This window comes from Bacillus sp. RHFS10 (assembly GCF_016757475.1).
In the GTDB taxonomy this organism is placed as follows: Bacteria; Bacillota; Bacilli; order Bacillales; family Bacillaceae; genus Bacillus; species Bacillus subtilis_G.
Window position 1 is genome coordinate 31,445 of the sequence record NZ_JAESPO010000001.1, and the last position, 26,095, is coordinate 57,539.

At 45.8% G+C, this 26,095-nt stretch carries 27 protein-coding genes; 19 read left to right on the top strand and 8 right to left on the bottom strand.

The window, feature by feature from the left end; all coding sequences use genetic code 11:
* Positions 1-62 precede the first annotated feature (62 nt).
* Complete coding sequence (locus JMN17_RS00145; protein ID WP_087992855.1) at positions 63-245, top strand: sporulation protein Cse60; 183 nt, start codon at positions 63-65, stop codon at positions 243-245.
* A gap of 40 nt (positions 246-285) precedes the next feature.
* Here the strand turns inward: JMN17_RS00145 and opuD are convergent, their stop codons facing one another.
* Together opuD and JMN17_RS00155 are read right to left on the bottom strand one after the other, a co-directional pair.
* Positions 286-1,818 carry a glycine betaine transporter OpuD gene (gene opuD, locus JMN17_RS00150; RefSeq protein ID WP_087992854.1) on the bottom strand — a complete coding sequence of 511 codons (1,533 nt, stop codon included), beginning with the start codon at positions 1,816-1,818 and terminating at the stop codon, positions 286-288.
* A 190-nt stretch (positions 1,819-2,008) separates the two neighbouring features.
* On the bottom strand, positions 2,009-3,271 hold the full coding sequence (locus tag JMN17_RS00155; RefSeq protein WP_202327715.1) for an NAD(P)/FAD-dependent oxidoreductase: 1,263 nt from the start codon (positions 3,269-3,271) through the stop codon (positions 2,009-2,011).
* A 205-nt stretch (positions 3,272-3,476) separates the two neighbouring features.
* On the opposite strand from JMN17_RS00155, the gene murJ reads away from it, so the two are divergent.
* Both murJ and JMN17_RS00165 read left to right on the top strand, forming a co-directional pair.
* Positions 3,477-5,111 carry a lipid II flippase MurJ gene (gene murJ, locus JMN17_RS00160; protein WP_202326886.1) on the top strand — a complete coding sequence of 545 codons (1,635 nt, stop codon included), beginning with the start codon at positions 3,477-3,479 and terminating at the stop codon, positions 5,109-5,111.
* 69 nt (positions 5,112-5,180) lie between these two features.
* On the top strand, positions 5,181-5,900 hold the full coding sequence (locus tag JMN17_RS00165) for a pseudouridine synthase (RefSeq protein ID WP_087992852.1): 720 nt from the start codon (positions 5,181-5,183) through the stop codon (positions 5,898-5,900).
* A 288-nt stretch (positions 5,901-6,188) separates the two neighbouring features.
* Here the strand turns inward: JMN17_RS00165 and JMN17_RS00170 are convergent, their stop codons facing one another.
* Entirely contained in the window at positions 6,189-6,410 is a 222-nt protein-coding gene (locus tag JMN17_RS00170) for a DeoR family transcriptional regulator (RefSeq protein WP_003152337.1), read from the bottom strand.
* A 295-nt stretch (positions 6,411-6,705) separates the two neighbouring features.
* On the opposite strand from JMN17_RS00170, the gene JMN17_RS00175 reads away from it, so the two are divergent.
* On the top strand, positions 6,706-7,416 hold the full coding sequence (locus JMN17_RS00175) for an ABC transporter ATP-binding protein (RefSeq protein WP_087992851.1): 711 nt from the start codon (positions 6,706-6,708) through the stop codon (positions 7,414-7,416).
* On the top strand, positions 7,413-8,570 hold the full coding sequence (locus JMN17_RS00180; RefSeq protein ID WP_202326888.1) for an ABC transporter permease: 1,158 nt from the start codon (positions 7,413-7,415) through the stop codon (positions 8,568-8,570). Before JMN17_RS00175 ends, JMN17_RS00180 begins: the two co-directional genes overlap by 4 nt.
* Positions 8,571-8,608: 38 nt before the next feature.
* On the opposite strand, the gene pbuO is transcribed toward JMN17_RS00180, so the two are convergent.
* On the bottom strand, positions 8,609-9,907 hold the full coding sequence (gene pbuO, locus JMN17_RS00185; protein ID WP_087992849.1) for a hypoxanthine/guanine permease PbuO: 1,299 nt from the start codon (positions 9,905-9,907) through the stop codon (positions 8,609-8,611).
* 96 nt (positions 9,908-10,003) lie between these two features.
* Between pbuO and pepV the strand changes: the two genes are divergently transcribed.
* Entirely contained in the window at positions 10,004-11,395 is a 1,392-nt protein-coding gene (gene pepV / locus JMN17_RS00190) for a dipeptidase PepV (RefSeq protein ID WP_087992848.1), read from the top strand.
* A gap of 32 nt (positions 11,396-11,427) precedes the next feature.
* Here the strand turns inward: pepV and cysK are convergent, their stop codons facing one another.
* Entirely contained in the window at positions 11,428-12,363 is a 936-nt protein-coding gene (gene cysK / locus JMN17_RS00195) for a cysteine synthase A (RefSeq protein ID WP_087992847.1), read from the bottom strand.
* A 148-nt stretch (positions 12,364-12,511) separates the two neighbouring features.
* Between cysK and thpR the strand changes: the two genes are divergently transcribed.
* The 5 genes from thpR to JMN17_RS00220 all read left to right on the top strand — a co-directional run bounded on the left by thpR (position 12,512) and on the right by JMN17_RS00220 (position 18,141).
* On the top strand, positions 12,512-13,063 hold the full coding sequence (gene thpR, locus JMN17_RS00200) for an RNA 2',3'-cyclic phosphodiesterase (protein WP_087992846.1): 552 nt from the start codon (positions 12,512-12,514) through the stop codon (positions 13,061-13,063).
* Between the two features lie 25 nt (positions 13,064-13,088).
* On the top strand, positions 13,089-14,003 hold the full coding sequence (locus JMN17_RS00205) for a hypothetical protein (protein ID WP_087992845.1): 915 nt from the start codon (positions 13,089-13,091) through the stop codon (positions 14,001-14,003).
* A gap of 48 nt (positions 14,004-14,051) precedes the next feature.
* Positions 14,052-14,981, top strand: a complete 930-nt coding sequence (locus JMN17_RS00210) for a YegS/Rv2252/BmrU family lipid kinase (RefSeq protein WP_202326896.1) — start codon at positions 14,052-14,054, stop codon at positions 14,979-14,981.
* Positions 14,982-15,007: 26 nt separating this feature from the next.
* Positions 15,008-17,164 carry a type I pullulanase gene (pulA, locus tag JMN17_RS00215; protein WP_202326898.1) on the top strand — a complete coding sequence of 719 codons (2,157 nt, stop codon included), beginning with the start codon at positions 15,008-15,010 and terminating at the stop codon, positions 17,162-17,164.
* A 179-nt stretch (positions 17,165-17,343) separates the two neighbouring features.
* Complete coding sequence (locus JMN17_RS00220; RefSeq protein WP_003223423.1) at positions 17,344-18,141, top strand: phosphotransferase family protein; 798 nt, start codon at positions 17,344-17,346, stop codon at positions 18,139-18,141.
* Here the strand turns inward: JMN17_RS00220 and JMN17_RS00225 are convergent, their stop codons facing one another.
* Positions 18,142-18,420, bottom strand: a complete 279-nt coding sequence (locus JMN17_RS00225; protein WP_087992843.1) for a YtzH-like family protein — start codon at positions 18,418-18,420, stop codon at positions 18,142-18,144.
* Between the two features lie 206 nt (positions 18,421-18,626).
* On the opposite strand from JMN17_RS00225, the gene trmB reads away from it, so the two are divergent.
* From trmB to JMN17_RS00240, 3 genes are all read left to right on the top strand, one after another.
* Positions 18,627-19,268 carry a tRNA (guanosine(46)-N7)-methyltransferase TrmB gene (gene trmB / locus JMN17_RS00230; RefSeq protein ID WP_087992842.1) on the top strand — a complete coding sequence of 214 codons (642 nt, stop codon included), beginning with the start codon at positions 18,627-18,629 and terminating at the stop codon, positions 19,266-19,268.
* 70 nt (positions 19,269-19,338) lie between these two features.
* Positions 19,339-20,184 (top strand): YtnP family quorum-quenching lactonase, encoded by an 846-nt coding sequence (locus JMN17_RS00235; RefSeq protein ID WP_176365299.1) that lies wholly within the window; start codon positions 19,339-19,341, stop codon positions 20,182-20,184.
* 82 nt (positions 20,185-20,266) lie between these two features.
* On the top strand, positions 20,267-21,970 hold the full coding sequence (locus JMN17_RS00240; protein ID WP_202326899.1) for an NAD-dependent malic enzyme: 1,704 nt from the start codon (positions 20,267-20,269) through the stop codon (positions 21,968-21,970).
* A 49-nt stretch (positions 21,971-22,019) separates the two neighbouring features.
* Here the strand turns inward: JMN17_RS00240 and JMN17_RS00245 are convergent, their stop codons facing one another.
* Entirely contained in the window at positions 22,020-22,337 is a 318-nt protein-coding gene (locus JMN17_RS00245; protein WP_087992840.1) for a PepSY domain-containing protein, read from the bottom strand.
* A gap of 158 nt (positions 22,338-22,495) precedes the next feature.
* On the opposite strand from JMN17_RS00245, the gene JMN17_RS00250 reads away from it, so the two are divergent.
* Positions 22,496-23,569 (top strand): M42 family metallopeptidase, encoded by a 1,074-nt coding sequence (locus JMN17_RS00250; RefSeq protein ID WP_202326901.1) that lies wholly within the window; start codon positions 22,496-22,498, stop codon positions 23,567-23,569.
* Between the two features lie 56 nt (positions 23,570-23,625).
* On the opposite strand, the gene JMN17_RS00255 is transcribed toward JMN17_RS00250, so the two are convergent.
* Positions 23,626-24,072: a YtoQ family protein gene (locus tag JMN17_RS00255; RefSeq protein WP_087992838.1), complete on the bottom strand. Its 447-nt coding sequence runs from the start codon at positions 24,070-24,072 to the stop codon at positions 23,626-23,628.
* A 77-nt stretch (positions 24,073-24,149) separates the two neighbouring features.
* Between JMN17_RS00255 and JMN17_RS00260 the strand changes: the two genes are divergently transcribed.
* From JMN17_RS00260 to ytpR, 4 genes are read left to right on the top strand one after another with little or no spacing between them, the layout of a single operon-like run.
* Positions 24,150-24,266: a hypothetical protein gene (locus tag JMN17_RS00260; protein ID WP_141113422.1), complete on the top strand. Its 117-nt coding sequence runs from the start codon at positions 24,150-24,152 to the stop codon at positions 24,264-24,266.
* Between the two features lie 36 nt (positions 24,267-24,302).
* Positions 24,303-24,626 (top strand): thioredoxin family protein, encoded by a 324-nt coding sequence (locus JMN17_RS00265; RefSeq protein WP_003237915.1) that lies wholly within the window; start codon positions 24,303-24,305, stop codon positions 24,624-24,626.
* A 14-nt stretch (positions 24,627-24,640) separates the two neighbouring features.
* Positions 24,641-25,450, top strand: coding sequence for a DUF1444 domain-containing protein (locus tag JMN17_RS00270; RefSeq protein WP_148962362.1), 810 nt, complete (start codon positions 24,641-24,643; stop codon positions 25,448-25,450).
* Positions 25,451-25,465: 15 nt separating this feature from the next.
* Positions 25,466-26,071: a YtpR family tRNA-binding protein gene (gene ytpR, locus JMN17_RS00275; RefSeq protein WP_087992836.1), complete on the top strand. Its 606-nt coding sequence runs from the start codon at positions 25,466-25,468 to the stop codon at positions 26,069-26,071.
* Positions 26,072-26,095: the final 24 nt, after the last annotated feature.

Sequence of the window (26,095 nt, forward strand, 5' to 3'; positions counted from 1 at the left end):
ATTTCTCTATCATAACGCTGTCCCAAGCGGAATAGATTGATAGAGAAAGGAGAGCGGATAAGATGCTGAAGGTGGCGGTATTTGATGAAGAGCATGAAAAAGACTTACAGACGGAAATTAATTCGTTTTTAAAAGGGATAGCGGAGGAACAGCTGATTGATATCAAATATACGGTTTCGGCGGCGTGCGACCCAGACGGCGAGCAGCTTTACTGTTTTTCCGCCCTTATTCTATATCGCAAATAAAAAAGATCTTCCCGCACAAGCGGAAAGATCTTTTTTGTGATTAAGCTTTTTTCACTCTCGGGCTTCTCGGTTTCTGAAGCTTCTCTGCTTTTCTGATCTCTTTTCTTTCTTTTGCCAATGATTTATAAAGAGCGACAATCATCAGCAGAATGACGATAGAAAACGGCAGCGCCGCGAGTATAGCTGTGTTTTGCAAAGCGGAAAGTCCGCCGGAATAAAGGAGGACAGCAGCCATGGCAGATTGAATGATGCCCCAGCTGAATTTTACTGAATTGGCCGGGTTCAATGAACCGTATGTCGTCTGCATACCGAGCACAAATGTTGCGGAGTCGGCAGACGTGATAAAGAACACGGCGATCAGGATCAATGACATAATAGATGTCAGCATCGTCAGCGGATAGTGGTCGAGTGTTCCAAACAGCATCGTTTCACTTGACAGTTTCGCTACATTGAAGATGCCTTTTTGCTGAATATCCATAGCCGATACGCCAAAGATAGAGAACCATAGGAACGCGAGAATACATGGTGTTACCAAGACACCAATTAAAAATTCACGGATCGTCCGTCCTCTGGATACCCGGGCGATGAAAATGCCCACAAATGGAGACCAGGAAATCCACCATGCCCAATAGAAAATCGTCCAGCCGTTAATCCATTCACGTTTCTCAGGATCGTACGGCGTCAGTCTAAAGCTCATTTGCACGATGTTTTGTATATACTGTCCGATAGAATCTGTAAAAGAGTTCATAATCAATACGGTAGGCCCGGCAAACAGCACAAACAGCATTAACAGTCCAGCTAATACCATGTTGGTGTTGCTCAAATACTTAATGCCTTTTCCGAGTCCGGACCACGAAGAAACCAAGAAAAGGATCGTAACAACAGCGATCAAAATAAATTGAACGAGAAAGTTATTTGGTATACCAAATAAGTAATTCAATCCGCCGTTGATTTGAGTTGCCCCGATACCAAGGCTTGTCGCTACCCCGGCGACTGTGGCAAAAACAGCGATACAGTCAATCAGTTTTCCGATCGGGCCGTTTACTTTATCACCGAGAATCGGTGACAGCGTGCTGCTGATTAATCCAGGAGCGCCTTTTCGGAATTGGAAATATGCAATGCATAATGCCACAACGGCATAGATGGCCCAAGCGTGCAGACCCCAGTGGAAAAACGTATAACGGAGCGCATCTCTGAAGGCTTGGGGGGTTTCTGTTTCACCTGATGGAGAGCTAATTGCGTAATGGCTGATCGGTTCAGCCGCACCGTAGAATACTAAGCCGATTCCCATGCCTGCGCTGAACAGCATGGCAAACCATGATAATAACCCGAATTCCGGTTTTTCATCGGGCTTACCGAGTTTAATTTTTCCGATCGGGCTGAAAATCAAAAACAGACAGAACCCGACAAATAATGACACAACTAAAAGATAATACCAGCCAAACGAATTGGTGATAAAAGCTTGCGCGGATTGGGTTACGTTTTGCAGGCTGTCAGGAGACACAACGCCCCACAATACAGCAGCAGCTGTGATCACAATCACAATCCAAAATACACTAGATATATTTTTCAAATATTCTCACCCTCTAAATTTTTTGTGTACGCCTATATCTTGCTCGCAGGCTTAGTATGGTCGTACGATGGCAAATCATTCCTCTCTTAAAATTACCCCGCAATCAGGTGAAACAAAACAAGTCTCACCGTACCATGAATGCGGAGAATTTTCAAATGTTCAGCGTTTTGTAAAAAAATGAAAGGTCTGGTCAAGAGCGGGCGAAGCGACCGGCATTGAGCCCCGCAAGCCTTCCTGTGATAAGGGCGGAGGTAATATTGTATCCCCCTGTGTAGCCGTGGATGTCCAGAATTTCACCGCACAAATACAGCCCCTCCATTTTTTTAGAAGCCATCTTTTTCGGGTCAATTTCTTTTACAGATACCCCGCCGCCTGTGACGAATGCCTTATCAAGAGACAGTGTGCCGTTTGCAAGTACGGTAAACTGCTTGCAGTCCTTTACAAATTGTCTGAAAGGCTCCTTTGGCAGCTCGGAAAACGATACGTTCGGAGAGATGCCGTTTTTTTCGAGCAAGAATAGAAGATAGCGCTCCTGCATCCAAGGCTTCAGCACGTTTTTAACGGTTTTTTTCGGTGCTTCCTTCAGTTCTTTATACATCTTTTGGAATAACGTTTCTTCATTGATATCAGGATACAGATCAATTTTGATCGGCACTTGCGGCTGTTTTTTCAGCTCTTTCACGACAAATTGGCTGCATCTGAGAATGGCCGGTCCTGAGAGGCCGAAATGGGTAAACAGCATGTCCATTTTATGTGTGATGACCGGTTTGCCTTTTTTATTTAACACACTGACGGCAACATCTCTAAGTGATAATCCCTGAAGTGTTTTTTGCTTAATGAACGGTTCGGAAGATGTGACGGGAACCTCTGTCGGGAACAGCTCTGTAATCGTATGGCCTGCAGCTTCAGCCCATTCATAGCCGTCTCCCGTGCTTCCGGTATGAGGCACACTTTTACCGCCGACAGCGATAATGACTGCCTGGCTATGGATCATTTCGCCGTTATTCGTCACAATCCCTGCTGTCTGTCCATCTTCATAGATGACAGATTTAATTTTCTCGTTCGTTCGGATGGTTACGCGCAGCTGTTTCAGCCTGTTTAGCAGCGCGTCGACGACACTTTGCGCTTTGTCTGTCACAGGAAACATCCGGCCGTGATCCTCTTCCTTCAATTGAATGCCGAGATTTTCAAAAAACTTGATAATGTCTTCATTATTAAATTCAGAAAACGCGCTGTATAAAAAACGGCCGTTGCCTGGAATGTGCTTAATAATTTCTTCCACAGGAAGGCGGTTCGTCACATTGCAGCGGCCGCCCCCGGAAATCGCGAGTTTCCGGCCTAGCTTATTTCCTTTATCTATCAGCAAAACATCAGCGCCCTGTTCTCCTGCTGCAATTGCGGCCATCAAACCTGAAGGGCCTCCGCCGATTACGATAACGTCATACTGTTTCATCTTTATCATCAACTTTCTTTTTCTGTTTCGTCTGCGGACACCCCGCCCGCAGTACTATTATAGCGAAAGAAAGCCTCTCCTTAAACGTCTTTTGCCGCGAACCTGAATCGTTCACAAGATTGCTTTTGTATTTATTACCGTCTAAATGCCCAGTTGTGGTAAAATAGAAAAGTTGAATCTTCGTAGAAAATGGTGATGAAGAAACATGTCAAGCAAACTGTTAAGAGGCACGTTTGTGTTAACGCTCGGTACATATATATCGCGGATTCTTGGAATGGTCTATTTAATTCCTTTCAGCATTATGGTCGGGGCGACAGGCGGTGCATTGTTTCAATATGGATACAACCAATACACATTATTTTTGAATATTGCCACGATGGGCTTTCCAGCCGCCGTTTCTAAATTTGTTTCCAAATATAATTCCAAAGGGGACTATGAAACAAGCAGAAAAATGCTTAAGGCGGGTATGTCGATTATGCTTGTCACCGGTATGATTGCCTTTTTCATTCTGTATTTATCAGCTCCGTTTTTTGCGGAAATATCGCTGGGAGGCAAGGATAATAACGGCCTGACAATTGATCATGTCGTTTATGTCATCCGCATGGTCAGCTTAGCGCTTTTGGTCGTGCCGATTATGAGCCTTGTCCGCGGATTCTTTCAAGGGCACCAAATGATGGGGCCGACGGCTGTTTCCCAAGTTGTTGAACAGATTGTCCGCATCATCTTTTTATTGAGTGCGACATTCTTGATCTTGAAGGTTTTGAACGGCGGCCTTGTGATCGCTGTAGGTTATGCGACCTTCGCAGCGCTGATCGGCGCCTTCGGAGGACTGATCGTACTGTATATTTATTGGAATAAACGGAAGGGCAGCCTACTGGCGATGATGCCGAATACGGGGCCGACAGCAAACTTAAGCTACAAGAAAATGTTTCTCGAGCTGTTCAGCTATGCCGCTCCGTACGTTTTTGTCGGACTAGCCATCCCTTTGTATAACTATATTGATACAAATACGTTTAACAAAGCGATGATCGAAGCCGGCCATCAAGCCATCAGCCAGGACATGATGGCGATTCTTACCTTGTATGTGCAGAAGCTCGTGATGATTCCGGTCTCCCTTGCAACAGCTTTTGGATTGACATTAATTCCAACGATTACTGAATCGTTTACTAGCGGAAACTATAAGCTGTTGAATCAGCAGATTAATCAAACGATGCAGACGATCCTGTTTTTAATTATTCCGGCAGTTGTCGGGATTTCAGTATTGGCGGGACCGACATATACGTTCTTTTACGGATCAGAGAGCCTTCTTCCTGATTTGGGGGCGAATATTCTGCTTTGGTATTCGCCAGTCGCGATTTTGTTCTCTTTATTTACGGTCAACGCAGCCATTCTGCAGGGCATCAATAAACAAAAATTTGCGGTTGTCAGCCTTGTGATCGGCGTCGTGATCAAACTTGTGCTGAATGTTCCGCTGATCAAGCTGATGCAGGCTGACGGCGCGATTTTAGCGACGGCGCTTGGATATAGCGCGTCGCTTTTATACGGATTTATCATGATCAAACGCCACGCGGGCTATTCGTATAAGATATTAGTCAAACGGACTGTTTTGATGCTGGTCTTGTCAGCCATTATGGGGATAGCTGTGAAAATCGTACAGTGGGTACTAAGCTTCTTTATTTCCTACCAGGATGGTCAAGTGCAAGCTGCGATCGTTGTAGTCATTGCGGCCGCTATTGGCGGAGCTGTCTACCTGTATTGCGGATACCGAATAGGATTTTTGCAGAAAATATTAGGCCGCCGTTTGCCCGGGTTCTTAAAGAAAGGCAGACATGCCGGCTGATGAACTAGATAATCAAGAAACAGAGGGCTCGCATGCTGCGGGCTTTCTTTTATAAAGGAGAGATCGGGAATGAGACTTGATAAGCTGCTTGCCAACAGCGGATATGGTTCCAGAAAAGAAGTCAAAGCCGTTGTGAAGGCGGGGGCCGTCATGGTCGACGGCAAACCGGCCAAAGATGTAAAGGCGCACGTTGATCCTGATACGCAAGAGGTTACCGTATACGGAGAACCGGTTGATTACCGCGAGTTCATTTATCTCATGATGAATAAGCCGCAGGGAGTGCTGTCGGCGACTGAGGACAGCCGTCAGCAAACAGTGGTCGATCTGCTGACGCCGGAAGAGATGAGATTTGAACCCTTTCCCGCCGGCAGGCTTGATAAGGATACAGAAGGCTTTTTACTGCTCACCAATGACGGCCAGCTGGCACATCGGCTCCTATCGCCTAAAAAGCATGTTCCAAAAACGTATGAAGTCCATTTACAATCACAGATTTCACCGGAAGACATCTCGGATTTAGAAGCGGGTGTCTACATAGAAGGCGGCTATCAAACAAAGCCGGCAAAAGCGGAAATCAAGACAAACGACAACGGCGATACCGTGATATACCTGACGATTACGGAAGGAAAATACCATCAGGTCAAGCAGATGGCAAAGGCGGTCGGCAATGAAGTGATTTATCTGAAGCGCTTATCAATGGGGCGTGTTTCCTTGGATCCTGCCTTGTCACCGGGAGAATACCGTGAGCTTACAGCAGAAGAACTTCATTGGCTGAATGAACCGCAGGCATGAAGAAATCCCGCATTTAATGCGGGATTTCAGCGTGTCGACAAACCCTCGCATTCGTTGTCAAGTCTGCGCGTTGGTGCTCACGAATTAAAACATTCGCTCTGCTCCAATGCTCGCCTTTTCTAGACTTCAAGGGTTTTCAATCACGCTGAAAAGATGACAAAATGAAATCCCGCATTTTAATGCGGGATTTTTTTATATATAAGTAAGCACACAAAAACAAGGCTCAGAAAGTTCTTCGCCCTGTATCTATCAGGCCGCTCTCAGGCGGCCCTATGTAATTTTCAATGTTTATGATGTAATCTTTACTTTCTTTCTCGTTGTCTCCCACTTGCCACGGCTTGGACTATGAACAAGATCATTATATGCCAACACATTTAAGTCTCTTTGAATTGTTCTAGGTGTAATGCCGAATTCGTCAACCAGTTCCTGTGTTGTCACAAGGCCTTTTTCTTGGATAAACATGTAAACTGATTTAATTCGAGTTAGCATACGGTTTGTTGAAGGTTTCAAAAAACCACTCCCTATCATAAGATCGGATGGACTTGACTAACCACAACTCACGACTATCAACTGCGTACGAAATAGCAACAAAGGCAGACATTTTATATTATAGTTTTTAGATAATTCGCCCTCATTATACACGATATCGCAGTAATGAATCTAGGGATAACTCCTATTAATTTTTTCCAATTTGAGCTGTGCAGCCATCCTTGTTGGATTACTATGTATTTCGGCACAATATTATTATGGTTAAAGAAACTTTTTTTATTCTGTTTCGTAGTAAATTTTGGAGGAGGAGTGAGATTTGGCAAAAATGCTTGAGGCTTCAATAGAACAGGCGGGGTATACGAGCCGAAAAAAAGTGCTCACCGATGTTTTTCTGGAAGTCGGAAAAGGGGAGATAGTCGGGCTGATCGGAGCAAACGGCGCCGGGAAAAGCACCGCAATCAAGGCGATACTCGGCCTCTCAGAAGACTTTAAAGGCCATATTGCTTGGAATGACTCTTCATTTGCCTACATTCCGGAGCACCCGTCCTTTTACGAAGAACTGACGCTGTGGGAGCATTTGGATCTGGTCAGCACGTTGCACGGTATTGATGAGCGTGAATTTGCGCCTCGGGCAGAAAGCCTGCTGCAGACATTTTCGCTTGATCACGTTATGCATGAGCTGCCAATCACCTTTTCGAAAGGCATGCAGCAAAAACTGATGCTTATCCAAGCTTTTCTCTCTAAGCCGGATATGTATGTGATTGATGAACCATTTATTGGCCTTGATCCGATATCAACGAAACGTTTTGTGGACATGCTTAAGGATGAAAAACAAAGGGGAGCCGGCATTCTCATGTGCACACATGTACTCGATACCGCAGAAAAAATCTGCGACCGGTTTTACATGATTGAGAAAGGTTCTTTGTTTCTCCAGGGCACGTTACAAGATATTCAGGAACAGACCGGATCAGAGGGGCAGTCATTGCTTGACTGTTTTTATAAGGCGGTCCAAGGTGACCGGCCATGAACGGGCGATCGCTCTTTTTTCGCAGGCTGTTTGACTATTACAGGTATCAGTTTAAGGTATTGCATGCGGTCATTGACTGGACAGTCGCTCTCTACATTGTTTTACCGGCGCTTGCTTTTGTCATCTATCAGTATATCGATTTGATGAACGGAAGAGGCCTTTTTTATGAGTGGTCTGAGGTGATGGAATGGAGATGGCTGTACGCCGTGTGTGTGCTGATCGTGTGCACAGGCTCGATCCATACGTTTTTAATGGAAGCGGACAACGTGTTTTTGCTGCAAAAGAAAGAGCTGATCTACCAGCTAAAACGGTACGCGCTGGTGTATTCTTTTTTGGTCACGCTCGGCAAATGGCTGCTGCTCTTTTTTATTGTTCTTCCCTTTATCAGTCATTCTGTTCACATCACCTTGGCAGAAAGCGCGGCTTTATTATGTTATCTGTTTAGCCTTCATATGTTCTTCTTATCCTTAAAGCAAGACAGGATCAGAAAGCCGCGTTCCATTTCGAGGCGGGTTGCCGAAATTCTTGTCAGAGCCGTTCTTTTTGCTGGTTCTGCTGGCCTAATCATTTTCACTGAGTGGGGGTTGCTTGCGCTCATTGGCATTTTGTTTTTCATTTTCGCATTCGTCCGCAGTTTGAAAAAGACAGCTTCGTTCTCGGCTTTTGGAGCAGAGGTGACTGAAGAGAAAAAAAGCAGGCTGGCGCTTGCCGGGCTTGTGATGATGATGAGCCAGGAGGCGGGAATGCCAAAAGTGAAAGACAGGATGAGAAGAAAACCATTATTATTCCGGAATTCAAGAAGGATATTTAAAAAAAGAACAATCTACACAGGCTATAAGGAATTGTTTTTCAAAGTTTTGCTGAGGAATGGCGAGTATATAAGACGGATGTGTATGCTGTTGTCAGCTTTCGCCGTTCTAATCTTTGTCTCCCCGATCTGGCTGAAGCTGATTGCGCTCTTGGTATATATAGGTGTTTGCCGTTATATCCTTACGCTTATCTTTGACAAAGTGATGGATGCGCCTATGTTAATTGGCGCCGATAAGGAAAGTGATGAGTATTACCGGGCCAGAAAAAGCTGTACCAACATCCTGCACTATGCGTTTGCCGCATGCTGTTTATTAGCGGCTGCTGTCTCTTTATTGTTTACATAAAAAACCCAAACGGCTGACGTTTGGGTTTTCTGTATGTGCTATAAAATAAACAGCTGGATGAAAAACAGAATAGCGAAAACGATAACGAGCGGATGAATCTCTCTCCATTTTCCCCGCGCTGCTTTTACAATCGGATACGAAATAAAGCCAAGCGCGATTCCTGTAGAAATGCTGGATGTCAAAGGCATCGACAGAATGACGAGAAACGCAGGGAATGCCTCGTCCATCTCTTTCCAGTTCATATTGGACACCGAGCGCATCATCAGGCTGCCGACGATAATTAAAGCAGGAGAGGTGATGGCGGCTATGCCGGATAAGGCACTGACAAGCGGACTGAAAAACATTGAAACCGCAAACAGCACCGCAACAGTCAAAGCTGTAAGCCCCGTTCTTCCCCCGGCTGCGACACCAGCGGATGACTCGATAAATGCCGTCGTTGGACTTGTGCCGAAAACCGCTCCTACTGTTGTCGCCGTTGAATCAGCCAGCAGCGCTTTTCGCACGTTCGGCAGCTTGTTATTTTTCATCAGCCCGGCTTGCTCAGCAACACCGATCATCGTGCCTGTTGTATCAAATATCGTGACCAGAAGAAAAGAAAAGACAACAGCGTACAGGCCGTGATGTACAACATCGCCAAAAGCGGAAAACGGATTTGAAATGATCAGGCCGTCTGGCAAATGAGGAAGCGACATTAACCCCTTCGGTAAATGCAGCTGGCCGGTAAAAAAGGCGATCAAAGCGGTCGCTGCCATTCCGATAAATAAGGCACCGCTGACGTTGAGGACCATCAAGACCACACTGATCAAAAGCCCGATCAGCGTTAAAATAACACCAGGTGAATGCAAATCGCCGAGAGTAACCAAGTTTGACTCATCAGCTGCCACAATTCCCGCCTGCCGCAAACCGATAAAAGCGATAAACAGCCCGATGCCTGTTGTGATTCCGTATTTTAAATTGTTTGGAATCGCCTCAATAAGTTGTTTTCTTAAAGGCGTTAACGATAGAATAATGAAGAGAACCCCTGCTGTAAATACGGCGCTGAAAGCTGTTGCGTATGTGATGCCGCCATCGCTGGCGCTTACGACATGAAAGGCTAAATAAGCGTTCAAGCCCATGCCGGGCGCAATAGCAATCGGATAATTTGCTGCCAGGGCCATCCACAGCGTTCCGACAATGGAGGCAATAATCGTTGCGGTGAAAACCTGGTCGAAAGGAACCCCGGCGTTAGCCAGAATGACCGGATTGACCACGACGATATAGACCATTGTGAAAAAGGTCGTCAGCCCTGCTATGATTTCTTGCTTTATGGATGTTTTCTGCTCTTTTAGATGAAACATAGTATCCTCCAATTACGAACGTTTTAACAAAACACCATTAATATTATTCGTTTTATTTGGTTTTTGCAAGTGATTTCTTGCGGAAAGGGGAACGTTATGAACTGGGAAGTTGAAGTGATCAGAAGAAAAGAGGATTTAATTCGTGATACCCAGGAATTTTTGAGAATCAACAGTGTAATGGATGAAACAACCGCAGGGACCGGCAAACCGTTTGGAGAAGGAGTAAACGCCAGCCTGACTTCCTTGCTGGAGCTTGGAGAAAAAGAAGGCTTTACAACAAAAAATCTTGACGGCTTCGCAGGTCATATTGAATGGGGCGAGGGCGATGACATTGTCGGCGTACTATGCCATGTTGACGTCGTGCCGCCCGGAGACGGCTGGACGAGTGATCCGTTTTCAGCTGCTATCCGTAACGGACGGATTTATGCAAGGGGGGCCATTGATGACAAAGGTCCGACAATGGCGGCATTCTATGCGCTGAAAATCGTGAAAGACATGAATCTGCCGCTGTCCAAGCGCGTCAGAATCATTATTGGAACAGATGAAGAAAGCGATTGGAGATGTGTAGAGCATTATTTCAAGCATGAAGAAATGCCGACACTGGGATTTGCCCCTGACGCCGATTTTCCGATTATTAACGCGGAAAAAGGGATCATTGATGCGTCTTTACTTATCCCGCCCCACTCAAACCAAACCGATTCTGAGGCAATGCTTGTCTCATTTCAGTCGGGTCTTCGCTTGAACATGGTGCCCGATGCTGCTGAAGCTGTCATTGAAGGGCTGAAAAAAGAAGAGATTCTTGCTTCATTTAAAGATATGCTTCGCACGACGGATCAAAAAGGAGAAGCTGGCATAGAGAACGGTCAGCTCATTTTGCGTATGTACGGGCTTTCCTGCCATGCGATGGAACCGAACAATGGAATCAATGCCGGCATTTTGTTGTGTGAATTTCTGCAGCAGGCTGAGCTTGACGAAGCAGGACAGCGATTTGTGCAAGTCGTCACAGACAAGTTTTCAGGCGATACGAGAGGAAAGAAACTGAATATTGATTGTGAAGATGACATTAGCGGCGAGCTGACATTAAATGTGGGAACACTCCGCTATACGGAAGGGCAAGGAGGCGAACTCGGGATCAATATCCGCTATCCTGTGACCGCGGAAAGCAAAGTGATCCGCGATGCATTCGAAAGCGCATCTGAATTTAAGCTGGGAGAATTCAAAGACAGCAAGCCGCATCATGTGTCAGCAGACCATCCGTTAGTCAAAACCCTGCAAAAGGTTTATGAAGGCCAGCTGGGCAAAAAAGCTGATTTAATCTCAATCGGCGGGGGGACTTATGCCAGATCTTTAAAAGCAGGTGTCGCGTTCGGCCCGCTCTTCCCCGGACGTCCTGACAGCGCACACCAAAAGGATGAATATATTGAAATCGATGATTTGCTGAGATCGACAGCTTTATATGCGCAGGCGATCTACGAACTTGCAAAATAAAAGGACGGGCTTTTTCTGAAGCCCGTCCTTTTTTAAACAAATGACCATAAATCAGTTGATAAATACCGTTCTCCCGTATCGGCTGTCATACAGACCACGACTTGGTCAGGAGAGAGGCGTTTCGCTGTTTCGATTGCCGCGAAACAGGCAGCACCTGAAGAGGGCCCGACAAGAATTCCTTCTTCTGCAGCAAGGCGTCTTGTCGTCGTGTAGGCGTCTTCATCAGAGATTTTGATAATTTCGTCATAGACGTCTTGATTTAAAATCGGAGGAATAAAGCCTGGGCTCGTCCCTACAAGCTTATGTGCGCCGGGTTTTCCTCCGGATAATACAGGCGAACCCGCGGGCTCGACAACATGAACCGTGATATCCGGGAAAAGCTCTTTGAGCGCTTCACCTGTTCCGGTAATGGTTCCTCCCGTTCCGGAAGAGGCGACAAAAGCGCCGAGCGGCTTTCCGATTTCCTCTATTGCCCGGGCAATTTCAGGCGCCGTTGTTTTTCGGTGCGCGTCAGGATTTGCGGTGTTATCGAACTGCATTGGGATATAGCTGTTCGGAATTTGTTCAGCAAGCTCCTTCGCTTTTTTGATGCTGCCCGGCATTCTTTCCGCTCCGGGTGTTAATACAACCTCTGCACCGTAAGCTTTAAGAAGGTTGATCCGTTCCTTCGTCATCGTATCAGGCATAACTAAGATCGCTTTATAGCCGCGCGCGGCCGCATTCATGGCGAGTCCGATTCCGGTATTTCCGCTTGTCGGCTCGATAATCACTGATCCCGGTTTGAGCAAACCATTTTGTTCCGCTTCTATCATCATATGATAAGCAGCTCTGTCTTTCACACTGCCGCTCGGATTGAAAAATTCAAGCTTTAAATAGACTTGTGCCGCGTTTTCCGGCTGAAGCCGATTCAATCTCACAAGCGGTGTATTTCCAATCAGATCAGCTGTATTTTCAACGATTTTCAACATTGTCATTCCTTTCTGAATAAAACAAGTGTCGTATAATATCCTAACATAATAAACGTTTGTGCGAGAGTGTTTTCATACACTGTTCCTCTATCCGCACAGCCTCTTTATTGATAAAATAATAGCTGTTACAGAAGGGAGTGTCAGACGGATGCCAGATATACGGCCTCATTATTTCATCGGCGTTCCCATTCCTGAAGGAATTGCGAATCCGATTGACCAGGCTGCGAAAAACGAGCCGGTTTTAACGTTTCAAAAATGGGTGCACCCGCTTGACTATCATATCACGTTGATTTTTCTCGGAGCGGCGGATGAGACACAAATCCAGCAGCTTGAAGGCTCGCTAGCTGCGATTGCTTCAGAAACCGATCCGTTTCCGATTGAGTTTGGCAAAATTGATGTATTCGGCGACCGCAGAAGGCCGCGTGTTTTACACCTCGAGCCAAAGAAAAACAAAACACTTGAAATGCTGCGGGAACATACAAAACAGGCTGTTCTTCAAGCCGGCTTTCAAGTGGAAAAGAGACCGTACCACCCTCATATGACGCTGGCCAGAAAATGGACAGGCGAAGAAGGATTTCCGGCACATGTCCCGTTTGAAAGCGGAGAGGTTTCGATGATGGCTGAACGATTCTCGCTCTTTCAAATACATTTGAATCAATCACCAAAGTATGAGGAACTATTCAAATTTCATTTAACTTAATTTATTGCGGAGTGGAGAAACAAACATGGCACAAATCATCAAAATTCATGATTATATATCAAGATATGAGCTTGATCCGTACCATTATATAAACCAGTTTGTACGGCTGAAAAAAGAGCGCTGGCTTTCACTATTAGAGGCAGCGGAGCGCCAGCATGAAGAAAAACAAGCCAGTGCCGAAGAGCCGGAACCGGTGCAGAAACGAAAAAAATTTTCTTTGAAAAGAAGAAAAGAAGAGATAAAAGCCGATATACAAGAAGAGAGACACCAATGGTTTGAGGAAGAAGACAATTTACATGTAAGGCTGCCGAAGAGCAGGATGGCGCTTGCTTCCTTTTATAAAAGACATTTATATGAATTTCAGCTCAAATGGGCTAGCTCTACTCTTGCAGAAATATCCCATCTCTCAAACCAGGTGAAGCAGGACCGCATTTTGCGTTATCTGACCCAGCAGCTGCCTGATTCTTATTTCGTTATGTATAAGCCTGTGCTGAAAATTCAGCAGGCGGCGGTTGAATTAAGCATTGTGATTATTTCTCCCCTTGAGATTTATTGCGTTTCTTTCTTAGAGGCGGAGGAAGACAGTGTGTACATAGGGTCTAAAAATCGTTTTTGGGAGAAGAAAACAGCTTCTCAGACTGCATCAGTGTTAAATCCGGGGCTGAGCCTGTTTCGTACGGAATCCGTTGTCTCAAAGATCATAAAGGAAAAACAGGCTGATATTCCGGTTCGAAAATTGCTTCTGAGCAGAACGTCGTACATCGATTATCCGGAGCCGCCATACGGCTTAGAAATAGCGGATAAGCGGGGCGCGGAAGAATGGATTGAGCGGCAGAAGAAAAACACTGCCCCGATTAAACATCATCAGGTAAAGGCTGCAAAGGCTCTGCTGTCTTACTGCATGTCTGACTCCTATCGCAGACAAGAGTGGCTGGAGTGAAAGAGAACGATATGAGCGGTTTTCTCATAACATAAGCAGGTGAGAAAGATGAGCCATTGGTTTTTTATTATTAATCCGACAGCAGGCCGCCGAAACGGCCTGCGTGTTTGGAAGTCCATTCAAAAGGAACTGATCAAACGTAAGGTTGAGCATCGTTCATTTTTAACTGAACATCCGGGGCACGCCGAGGTGCTCGCCAGGCAGATTTCAACGATACAGGAATATAAGCTGAAGCGGCTGATTGTCATTGGCGGAGACGGAACTATGCATGAAGTTGTCAACGGGCTGAAAGATGTTGACGATATTGAACTGAGCTTTGTGCCGGCGGGCGCGTATAATGATTTTTCGCGGGGATTCTCTATCAAAAAAGTGGATCTGATGCACGAAATCAGGAAGCAGAAGCGTCCGTTAACCCGATCCTTTCATTTAGGGAGCGTCAATTTCTTTCAGGATAAATCGCAGGTTCTTTATTTTATGAATCATATCGGGATCGGGTTTGACGCATATGTCAATAAAAAGGCGCTGGAATTTCCGTTAAGACGGGTTTTTCTTTTTTTGCGCCTTCGATTTCTTGTTTATCCGCTTTCCCATTTGCGCGCCTCCGCCACCTTTAAGCCGTTTTCGTTAGCCTGTACAGTTGAAGGAGAAACACAAGAATTTCATGATGTCTGGTTTGCGGTCGTATCCAACCACCCATTCTACAGGGGCGGCATGAAGGCGGCACCTCTTGCAAATCCGCGCGAAAAAGCGTTTGATATCGTGATCGTTGAAAATCAGCCGTTTTTGAAAAAATATTGGCTATTATGTTTGATGGCATTTGGTAAGCATATCAAAATGGACGGCGTTACGATGTTTAAAGCAAAGGACATTACGTTTTACACGAAGGACAAAATTCCGTTTCATGCTGACGGAGAAATCATGGGCACCACCCCGTTTCGTTTGGCATCGAGTCCTTCACCCCTAAGGATCAAAACTTAAAATGTGTTTGGAGGAGAGAGTTTCCGATGGTCAGCATCCGCCGCAGCTTCGAAGCGTATGTCGATGACATGAATATCATTACCGTTCTAATTCCTGCTGAACAAAAAGGCATCATGAAACCGCCTTTTCGGCTTGAGACAGAAACAACAGATATTCCTTTGGCTGTCAGAGAGGAATATCTGCTTGAAGGAAAATACAAGTACGTCTGCGCATCCGACCGTCCAGTGACTCTCGGAACAACACATGCTGTGAGAGCGTCCAGCGGCGACAAAACGGATCTCCAAATAGGCGCGGTCATCCGGACGGACGCGTTTGATGATGTATTTTATTATGACGGAGAGCTGGGGGCTGTTTATACTGCGGATTATACTGAATTTAAAGTATGGGCGCCTGCCGCAGCCTCAGTTGCTGTAAAACTTTCCCATTCTGAAAAAAACGGGCGCACCTTCCAAATGATTCGGATGGAAAAAGGCGTTTATACCGTTACAGTCACCGGCGATCTCCACGGATATGAGTATGTGTTCTGCATCTGCAACAATTCAGAATGGACGGAAACCGTTGACCCGTATGCAAAGGCCGTGACGGTAAATGGAGAGAAGGGCGTCGTCCTGCGCCCGGATGAGATAAAATGGGTTGATTCGGCCGCACCATTCTCAAACCCTGTGGATGCCGTGATCTATGAGATGCACATCCGCGACTTTTCCATCCATATAAGCAGCGGTATGAAAAACAAGGGGAGATACTTAGCGCTGACGGAAACAGAAACGCAAACCGCAAATGGCTGCTCTTCCGGACTGGCGTATGTAAAAGAGCTCGGCGTTACACATGTAGAGCTGCTGCCGGTAAATGATTTTGCCGGAGTTGATGAAGAGAAGCCGCTTGATGCTTACAATTGGGGGTATAACCCGCTCCATTTCTTTGCCCCAGAGGGAAGCTATGCCTCAAACCCTCATGATCCTCAAACAAGAAAAACAGAGCTAAAACATATGGTCAACACCCTTCACCAGCACGGCCTGCGAGTCATTCTGGATGTCGTCTTTAACCACGTGTATGAACGGGAGAAGTCATCGTTTGAAAAGACAGTGCCCGGTTATTTTTTTCGGCATGACGAATTTGGGATGCCGTCAAACGGCACCGGTGTTGGAAATGACATCGCCTCAGAAAGGCGGATGGCTAGAAAATTCATCGCGGATTGCGTCATCTACTGGATTGAGGAATACGATGCCGACGGCTTCCGCTTTGATCTGCTCGGTATTTTAGATATTGACACCGTGCTTTACATCAAAGAACAAGCAACTGCGGTAAAGCCCGGAATCCTGCTTTTTGGGGAAGGATGGGATTTGGCGACACCGCTGCCGCATGAACAGAAAGCGACCTTGGCGAACGCTTCAAAAATGCCGGGCATCGGCTTTTTCAATGATACGTTTCGTGATGCTGTGAAAGGGAATACCTTTCACCTTACGGCAGCGGGCTTTGCGCTCGGCGGCTGTGAAGCAGCGGAAGCCGTTATGCACGGAATTGCCGGGTCTTCGGGATGGAAGGCATTTGCACCAATTGTTCCTGAACCCAGCCAGTCCATCAATTATGTTGAGTCACACGACAATCACACTTTTTGGGATAAAATGGACCTTGCGCTTCCTCAAGAAACTGAAAGCCGTAAGAGGAGCAGGCAAAGGCTTGCAGCCGCGGTTATCTTGCTTGCCCAAGGAGTGCCGTTCATACACAGCGGCCAGGAATTTTTCAGGACGAAGCAGGGGGTGGAAAACAGTTATCAATCCAGTGACAGCATTAACCAGCTGGATTGGGATCGCCGTGATACATTCAAAAAAGATGTTGACTATATCAGCAGGCTGATATCGCTGAGAAAAACGCATCCGGCGTTCCGTCTCAGGTCGGCTGCAGATATCCAGCGCCATCTTGAATGTTTGACGCTAAAAGAACACCTCATTGCATTCAGGCTTTCTGATCTCGGCGAGGTTGATGAATGGGAAGACATCATCGTTATCCACCACGCGAGTCCGGAAACTGTTGAATGGAAGCTGCCAAACGACAAGACGTACCTGCTTTTAAGTGATACATCAGGTTTTCGGCATGATCCGAAAGAAATCAAGAAAGCGGTTGCGGTAAACGGCATCGGAACAGTTATCTTATATTTAGCATCAGATCTTAAGAGTTTTGCTTGACGAAGTTTGTGCTATAGCGCTAAAATTTAAAGGACGGCTATTGATTAGCATATGAGACTCTCAATAGCTGTCTTTTTTATTTTCATACGATTCGTACGAAAAAGGCACTCGCTGGATAGACTAGAGACGATTAGCCTTTATTCTAAAATATTTTAAGAAATGATGGGTTGAACATTGATATGAACTGGTTGGGACAATTACTAGGTAGCGATTGGGAGATCTTCCCCGCCGGAGGAGCTACAGGAGATGCATATTATGCGAAACATAACGGGCAGCAGCTTTTTTTAAAACGTAATAGCTCACCTTTTTTAGCTGTTTTATCCGCCGAAGGCATTGTTCCGAAGCTGGTTTGGACAAAACGGATGGAAAATGGGGACGTGATTACGGCCCAGCACTGGATGACCGGCAGAGAGCTGAAGCCTAAAGATATGAGCGGACGGCCCGTTGCTGAATTGCTTCGTAAAATACACACATCAAAAGCCTTGCTGGACATGTTGAAGAGACTTGGAAAAGAACCGCTGAACCCGGGGGCTCTTCTGTCTCAGCTCAAGCAGGCTGTATTTGCTGTGCAGCAATCTTCACCGCTGATTCAAGAAGGCATCAAGTATTTAGAAGAACATCTGCATGAAGTGCATTTCGGTGAGAAAGTCGTTTGCCATTGTGATGTCAATCATAATAACTGGCTATTGTCTGAAGACAACCAGCTGTATTTAATTGACTGGGACGGCGCCATGATCGCTGATCCGGCGATGGATCTAGGGCCTTTGCTGTACCACTACGTCGAAAAGCCAGCTTGGGAGAGCTGGCTGAGCATGTACGGCATTGAGTTAACAGAGAGCCTGCGCTTACGAATGGCTTGGTATGTGTTATCTGAAACAATCACTTTCATTGCCTGGCATAAAGCAAAAGGCAATGATAAAGAATTTCATGATGCAATGGAAGAACTGCATATTCTCATGAAACGCATCGTTGAATAATCAGGAATACGAATTCATTTGCTCTACCCATTGAGACAGGCTGTTCTGATGCTCTTGTATGTGTGAGTCGATGGATTTCGACGATATTCCTGATTGGCTATAGCGGTAAACATCTTCCAGCACGTTTTTGAAGTTTGAATCAAGCTCGGTGTTTGCCATCAGCGATTTAATCACACGCTCAAGCTGTTCGTACTCTGCGACGGTTCCGCAGCAGTCCAATTGATGGTCAGTCAATATATCCTTTAATAAATGAACTTGATGCTCATAATGTAAACCCATAGCGGTACACATCCCTTCAGTATCATACGGGTTAAATTGTTCAAAACAGAGCGTTTTTATACATGTGAAAGGAGTGTTCCGGCAGACGGAAACCTCTTTTTTTTATATACTCAGCTTTAGCGGGCACGCTTTAAAAAACGAGCTTGCGGGTCTTTTTAATTCATGGTATGTTGTTAGTCGAAATAATAGATAGAGGTGTCAATCATATGAGAATGCGCCACAAGCCTTGGGCTGATGACTTTTTGGCTGAAAACGCACATATTGCCATCAGCAACCCTGCTGATTATAAAGGGAAATGGAACACAGTGTTTGGCAACGACAATCCGATTCATATCGAGGTTGGGACAGGAAAAGGGCAATTTATTTCTGGAATGGGCAAACAAAATCCAGACATCAATTATATTGGGATTGAGTTATTTAAAAGCGTCATCGTGACAGCCGTCCAAAAAGTAAAAGATAGCGAAGCAACGAATGTAAAGCTTCTGAATATAGATGCGGACACGCTGACGGATGTATTTGAGCCGGGTGAAGTCAATCGGGTCTACTTGAACTTTTCTGATCCTTGGCCGAAAAACCGTCATGAAAAACGCCGTCTGACGTATTCCCACTTCCTCAAAAAATATGAAGAAGTGATGGGAAAAGGCGGAGCGATTCATTTTAAAACGGACAACCGCGGCTTGTTTGAGTACTCTTTGAAGAGCTTCTCTGAATACGGCCTGCTGCTGACATATGTCAGTCTCGATTTGCATAACAGCAATCTGGAAGGCAATATTATGACAGAATATGAAGAAAAATTTTCAGCGCTTGGCCAGCCGATCTATCGGGCTGAGGTTGAATGGAGAACGTAAAACAGACTCTGATACAGGAGTCTGTTTTTTTTATGGGCCGTTTGCTACCATGATGACAGGGGGGATGAAAATGAAAACAATGAAAATCGGAAATATCACGTTGACCTGGCTTGACGGAGGCGTGACACATATGGACGGAGGCGCCATGTTCGGCGTCGTTCCTAAGCCGTTATGGTCTAAAAAATATCCAGTCAATGAAAATAACCAGATTGAACTAAGGACAGACCCTATTTTCATTCAAAAGGACGGGCTCAATATCATCGTCGACGCAGGAATCGGGTCCGGAAAGATGTCTGAAAAACAAAAACGAAACTATGGCGTGACACAAGAGTCGAATGTGAAACCATCATTAGCGGCACTCGGATTAACGGTTGATGATATAGACGTGATTGCTATGACACATCTTCATTTCGACCACGCATGCGGTTTAACAGAATATGAAGGAGAACAGCTCGTCTCTGTCTTTCCGAATGCAGTGATTTATGCATCGGCTGTTGAATGGAATGAAATGCGTCATCCGAATATCAGATCAAAAAATACGTATTGGAAAGAAAACTGGGAGGCTATTGCCAGCCAAGTGAAAACCTTTGAAGACACCTTAACGATCACAGAGGGGATTACGATGCATCATACCGGGGGCCATAGCGACGGACACAGTGTGCTAATATGCGAGGATGCGGGTGAAACCGCCGTACATATGGCAGATTTAATGCCGACACACGCCCACCGCAATCCGCTATGGGTGCTGGCTTATGATGATTATCCAATGACCTCTATACCGCAAAAGCAGAAATGGCAGGCATTTGCGGCGGAAAAAGACGCTTGGTTTATTTTTTACCATGACGCCCAGTATCACGCGCTGAAATGGGATGAGGATGGAAGCATCAAAGATGCAGTCAAGCGCAAGAAGCCATAGCATATTTTAATGTTTGCCCTGCATGTTTTCCGGCTAATAATGCAAACCTAGTACTAATTATGCTCAGAAAGGAAGAGGCAGGGTGAAACAATTCAAAGTAACAAACGAAGGAGACATTCAAACAACGTTAAGAGGCCTTGAAGTACTCTCTGTTCCTTTTTTGAACAAAGGTGTTGCTTTTACTGAGGAAGAAAGAAAAGAACTAGGTTTAAAAGGCTTTCTACCGCCAAAGGTATTAACGATTGAAGATCAAGCGAAAAGAGCGTACGAACAATATTCCGCACAGCCTGATGATTTGAGCAAAAATGTCTATTTAACCTCGCTGCATGATCGGAACGAAACGCTGTTTTACCGACTCTTAAATGACCATTTAGGGGAAATGCTCCCCATTGTCTATACTCCGACAGTGGGAACGGCGATCCAGAGATACAGCCATGAATACAGAAAGCCAAGAGGGCTTTATTTGTCAATCGATGACCCAGACGGTATGAGAGAAGCATTTAAACAGTATAAAGATCAACGCGATACGATCGATTTAATTGTAGCAACTGATGCGGAAGGTATTTTAGGAATCGGAGACTGGGGTGTCGGCGGGATTGCGATTTCTATCGGCAAGCTAGCGGTTTATACGGCGGCTGCCGGCATAGATCCGAGCAGAGTGCTGGCTGTTGTTTTAGATGCGGGGACAAATCAGGAGAGCCTCTTGAACGACCCGCTTTATGTCGGCAACCAGCATTCCAGAGTGCGCGGGGAACGCTATGACCAATTTATTGACGATTATGTTGCGCTGGCGAGAGAAACATTCCCGAATGCATTGCTGCACTGGGAAGATTTCGGGGCGAAAAACGCGCGCAGCATTTTGAAACGGTATAAAGATAAGATTTGTACGTTTAATGATGATATCCAAGGTACAGGCGCTGTTTCACTGGCGGCCGTTTTATCCTGTGCAAAAGCGTCTAAAGTGCCGCTGAGAGATCACAGAGTCGTCATCTTCGGAGCGGGCACGGCAGGTATCGGGATTGCTGAACAGCTGCGCGAGGCTTTGGTGCGAGAAGGATTGAGTGAGGAAGAATCTTTCAAACGCTTCTGGTGCATAGACCGAAACGGATTGTTAACAGATGATATGGAACAGCTTTTTGATTTCCAAAAGCCATACGCACGTTCGGCTGATGAGGTCAAGGATTATCAGCGAAAGGGAGAAGGCGGAGGTATTGATCTCCTTGAAGTGGTCCGGCAGGCGAAACCGACGATTCTGATCGGGACATCAACTGTTTCAGGCGCGTTTACTGAAGAAATTGTAAAAGAAATGGCTTCACATGTGAAACGGCCGGCCATTTTGCCAATGTCGAATCCGACAACTCTTTCTGAAGCGAAACCTCAGGATTTGATCGAATGGACAGAAGGCCGCGCGCTTGTCACGACAGGAAGCCCGTTCCCGCCAGTGGAATATAACGGCGTGACGTACCATATCGGCCAGGCAAACAACGCGCTTGTCTTCCCGGGCCTTGGGCTTGGAACGATTGTCACCAAATCAAAATTAATAACCGATGGCATGTTTGAAGCATGTGCCCGGGCGATCGCAAGTATGGTCAATGTCGGAGTGCCGGGCGCGCCGATGCTGCCGAAGATAGAGGATTTGCGGACTGTATCGGCAACTGTTGCGGTGGAAGTGGCTAAAACCGCGATTAAGGAAGGCGTTGCGACGGAAGAGCCTGAAGACATCATACAGGCTGTGCAGGATGCGATGTGGTATCCGGTATACAAACCGATCCGCGCGATATCATAAAAAAGGGCCGCTGCTTGAGCAGCGGCTTCTATTTTATGCCTGTCCGGCGTTAGGAGGCGATTGTATCAATGACATCTACAATGTCCCCCGTTTTCGCGTCCACCATGACTTCATACTGCTCTAATTCTCCGAAAGCGGATCGTGTAATGCCGGTTTTGTATACCTGTACCGTTTCTCCATTCACATTATAAGGCTCCGGCTGGGTGTAAATCCATGATCCGTCAATCGGCCCCCGCTGCTTAAAAGCGGATTTTACGATACGAAGCGCTTTTTCTGAAGAAATATAAGGCTTCATCACATACTGTTTCACAACGACGGCCGTACAAATGCCAAGTCCTGCTCCTAAAAGAAGATGACGCAATTTCATAATAAAGCACCTCCTGGTTGATCGTACTTTTCATTATACAGAAACCGCCAAATCCTGTTAAGCAATACGCGGCTGATGGAGCAGATTCGGTCACGGTGCTTGGAAAACTAGATTTTTTCGAATAAAATAAAGGGACTACATAGAAATGAGGGGAAAACATGAATCAAGAAACGAAAGCGCTTTTCCAAACACTGACGCAGCTTCCCGGCGCGCCGGGCAATGAGCATCAGGTTCGTGCTTTTATGAAGCAGGAGCTGGCTAAATATGCCGATGACATCGTTCAGGACAGACTGGGAAGTGTTTTCGGAGTCAGAAAGGGTGAAGAGGGCGCACCGAGAATCATGGTTGCCGGGCATATGGACGAAGTCGGCTTCATGGTCACATCCATTACAGACAACGGGCTGCTCAGATTTCAGACGCTTGGGGGCTGGTGGAGCCAGGTGCTGCTGGCACAGCGAGTTGAAATTCAAACAGATAACGGGCCGGTTCCGGGTGTGATTTCAAGCATACCGCCTCACCTGCTGACAGATGCTCAGCGAAACCGCCCGATGGATGTCAAAAACATGATGATCGATATTGGAGCGGATGATAAGGAAGACGCTATTAAAATCGGCATAAAAACGGGACAGCAGATTGTGCCTGTCTGCCCTTTTACGACGATGGCGAATGAAAAGAAAATTTTATCAAAAGCATGGGATAACCGGTATGGCTGCGGCTTGAGCATTGAACTTCTGAAGGAATTGCACGGAAAAGAACTTCCGAATACGCTCTATGCGGGGGCAACGGTTCAGGAAGAAGTAGGGCTGAGAGGCGCGCAGACGGCTTCTCATATGATTAAACCGGATTTGTTTTTCGCCCTCGATGCCAGCCCGGCAAACGATATGAGCGGAGACAAAAATGAATTTGGCCAGCTTGGAAAAGGCTTTTTGCTCCGCATTCTTGACAGAACGACAGTCATGCACCGCGGAATGAGAGAATTTGTTCTTGATATGGCGGAAACGCATGACATTCCGTATCAATATTTTGTATCCGGCGGGGGAACGGATGCGGGCAGAGTTCATATTTCGAACAGCGGTGTTCCGTCAGCGGTTATCGGCATTTGTTCACGCTACATTCATACGAACGCTTCGATCATTCATATTGATGATTATGCTGCTGCTAAAGAAATGCTCATCAAACTTGTGACAGCCTGCGATAAGCAGACGGTGGCTGCGATTAAAGAAAATATGTAAGATTTTATGAAAGCTTGTTGAACGGGGCAGTAAGCCCGGCTCGACAAGCTTTTTTCTTATTCTGTTTCAAATAGATAGGAGAGGGCTTTAATGGCTTGATTCACGGTTTCAACCGTTATATTTGCTTTGTTGGAAAGCTCTTTTAAAGGATGATGGAGCGATTCCGGCCGGATGATAATCAGGGGTTTTCCTTTTGCAATCGCATATGAGGCATCCATTGCCGTGTTCCACTGTTTGTATTTTTCGCCAAACAGAGCGATCACAAAGTCTGCTTTATTCATCAGGACAGCGGTTCTGAAGTTGTTCATGTCTGAGGCTTTGTCATCCTTCAAAACGGCATTTGGCTGAACGCCCACAATTTCTTCTCCGATATTGTCTGAGCGGTCATGATTTTCCATCGGGCCGACAAACGTAATCGGCAGCTTCAGTGATTTTGTTTTCTCTTTGATTTCTTCCCGCCAATTGCTGTGGATTTCTCCAGCTAAATAGACGATAAACTTCATACTGAATCCCTCCTTATGTATGTCCATCTGTAAATTTGACCCTCATGAACACGATGTTAAACGAAACGAGCTTGATAATGCAAATAAAATATGATAATGATAATGAGAAAGCCAATCTTACATATTCATTCGTTGCATATAGGTGGTTTTGCCGCAAGCAGTTTGGTATGATCCAAATGGACGAGTATCGATAAACCAACATGTAAGAATAACAACTGGAGGGATAAGAAATGAAAAAAATTGAATCAACTCAAGAGCTGGAAAAAGCGGTAAAGGATGATTGGGCGGTATTTATGTTTTCAGCTGACTGGTGCCCTGATTGCCGTTTTGTAGAGCCTTTTCTGCCTGAACTGGAAGCGAACTTCCCTGAATTCACTTACTACTACGTAGACCGCGACAAATTCATTGATACATGTGCAGAGTGGGAAATTTACGGAATCCCAAGCTTTGTGGTATTTAATGAAGGAAAAGAAGTGAATCGTTTTGTGAGCAAAGACCGCAAAACAAAAGAAGAAATTGAACAATTTTTAACAGACTCTCTCGCTAAAGCGTAAAGGAGGACATCGGTTTGAAAATGACCTCAAGGAAGCTGTCAGATATTCTGAAACAGCGCCTGCAGCACGTGAATCGCTCCTTTCTGTTTGACAGAGAAAAAGACACCCTCCGTGTTGAGGATCAAACGACCAAAAAAGGAATTACGCTCGACCTGCCGCCGATTATTGCAAAATGGGAGCTGAAAAAAGACGAAGCCATTGATGAAATTGTGTATTACGTCTCAGAAGCAATGACGGCAATGGAAGGGAAGGCTCAGGAAATGTCCGGAAAAGAAAGCCGTATTTACCCGGTGATCCGCTCGACTTCTTTCCCGGACAAGTCCAGCGAAGATATTCCGCTTATTTATGATGATCATACCGCAGAGACAAGAATTTATTACGCGCTTGACCTCGGGAAAACTTACCGTTTAATCGATCAGCGCATGCTTGAGAAAGAAAACTGGACAAAAGAGCGGATCAGAGAGACGGCTGCATTTAATCTCCGTTCCCTGCCGGCGGTTGTCAAAGAGGATACAGTTGCGGGCAATCACTTTTATTTCTTCAGAGCAAACGACGGTTACGACGCCAGCCGGATTCTGAACGAAGCGATTTTAAATGAGTACAAGGAACGTGCAGAAGGTGAGCTGGCGATCTCTGTTCCGCATCAGGACGTTCTGATTCTTGCTGACATCCGGAATGAATCGGGGTATGATATTCTAGGGCAAATGTCGATGAGCTTCTTTGCTGGCGGCACCGTTCCGATTACAGCCCTTTCATTTTTGTACAATGAAGGAAAGCTGGAACCGGTGTTTATCCTGGCGAAAAGCCGTCCGAAAAAGGATTAGAAAGGATTTTTACTTATGAACGCATTTTATAATAATGAAGGTGTGGGAGACACGCTTCTGATCTCTCTTCAAGATGTGACACGCGAACAAATAGGCTATGAAAAACACGGCGATGTCGTTAAAATTTTTAATAACGAAACAAAGGAAACAACGGGCTTCAACATTTTCAACGCGTCTTCTTACTTGACCATTGATGAAAACGGCCCTGTTACGCTCTCAGAAACGTTCGTGCAAGATGTAAATGAGATTCTAAACCGAAACGGCGTTGAAGAAACAGTAGTCGTTGATTTATCTCCGAAGTTTGTTGTTGGATATGTGGAATCAAAAGAAAAACATCCGAACGCGGATAAATTAAGCGTATGTAAAGTCAATGTAGGAGAAGAAACGCTTCAGATCGTCTGTGGCGCGCCTAATGTTGACCAAGGACAAAAAGTGGTCGTTGCCAAAGTCGGAGCTGTGATGCCGAGCGGACTTGTCATTAAGGATGCTGAGCTTCGCGGCGTTCCGTCAAGCGGAATGATCTGTTCAGCAAAAGAGCTCGCTTTGCCGGATGCTCCGGCTGAAAAAGGAATCCTTGTGTTAGAAGGAGACCATGAGGCGGGAGACGCATTTCAGTTTTAGACTCCCATAAATCCGCCCAAAAAA